The 1,168-nt window shown below is 37.5% G+C and carries 2 protein-coding genes; one reads left to right on the forward strand and one right to left on the reverse strand.

Annotation, left to right across the window (positions count from 1 at the left end; translation table 11 throughout):
• On the reverse strand, positions 1-274 hold a 274-nt coding region (locus F7D73_RS05670), incomplete at its 3' end, for a DEAD/DEAH box helicase family protein (RefSeq protein WP_153122936.1).
• 587 nt (positions 275-861) lie between these two features.
• On the opposite strand from F7D73_RS05670, the gene F7D73_RS05675 reads away from it, so the two are divergent.
• On the forward strand, positions 862-1,168 hold a 307-nt coding region (locus F7D73_RS05675; protein WP_153122938.1), incomplete at its 3' end, for a type II toxin-antitoxin system RelB/DinJ family antitoxin.

A 1,168-nucleotide genomic window follows, 5' to 3' on the forward strand; every position in this document is an offset into this window, starting at 1 on the left:
AGCCTCCCTTAAGGGTAAGGGAGGACGGGTGGGTTTTCGAAAAAACTCTTTGAATCGTTTCTCGAATCTGAGAAACCAACTCCCTTCTATGGGCAACAATCCAAACATTACAATTGGAATGTTCCCTCAAAAACGATTCTACGACCGAAGCAAGTAGAACCGTTTTTCCCGTACCAGTAGGCATTTGTGCCATCACGGACCGATGAAGGCGCAACGCCTTCTCAATCCGTTCCTTCATATCCTCTTGGTAATCAAAGAGTTTAATATTCTTCATATAAAAGCATATAATGAATATAGCGTCCCTGCTATATTCCAAGCAGTGACACCTATCAGTATGTTAAAAAGTAATATGGTATCTTTTTTAAAAAAAAAGAAAAGTCAAAAAGATAGGCAGAGCTTCATCAAAAGCCCTGCCAATCTTAAAGTATATAATTAAAATTTAAAATCTAATCCCTTTGTGTTTCTCTGATATTATTTATATAACTTTCCAAAAGTACGCTTTTTTCCGAAAAACCACCAAGAAAATCAAAAGAAATCTGTGTAAATCCGTGAAATCTGTGGGACTAATAAACAGCAAAGAAGAAAATCTGCGTCATCTGCGAAATCTGCGTGACCAAACTCCAGCCCCAATAGGGCTTCAAGAAAAGAAGATTTCGAAAGATTATCTCCGTGTTTAAGTCTCCAGAAGAAATGCATATTTCTCCTTATTTCCAAGGCAATACTTCAAGAAAGCGAAACAAGCAGTTATATCATTCATTCAACTATTAATCTTTATTAAATTATTAATACTATCGCACCATTTTACGTCATAATGATGTATATTTGCAATCAGAATGATTATTAATTAAACATTTTAGGCTTATGGCACAGACAGCAATGACAGTCCGTATGGACAACCAGCAGAAAGCACAGTTTGATAAACTCTGCGAACAGTTCGGTATGAGTGCGAATACCGCCATCAACATCTTTGTAAAGGCAGTAATTCGCAGTAAGAGCATTCCATTCTCCATTCAGGCAAAGAATGAAGAAGAAGATGAAGTGACTGCGAAAGCAAAGGCTGCGTTCAAGCAACTTAGAGCTAAAGCAGAAAGAGGTGAAACCCCAGAGCTCACGCTTGATGAAATCAATGAAGAAATCAGAGAAGTCAGACGATTAAGAAAAGAACGCA

This window comes from Segatella copri (assembly GCF_009494395.1).
Classification (GTDB): domain Bacteria; phylum Bacteroidota; class Bacteroidia; order Bacteroidales; family Bacteroidaceae; genus Prevotella.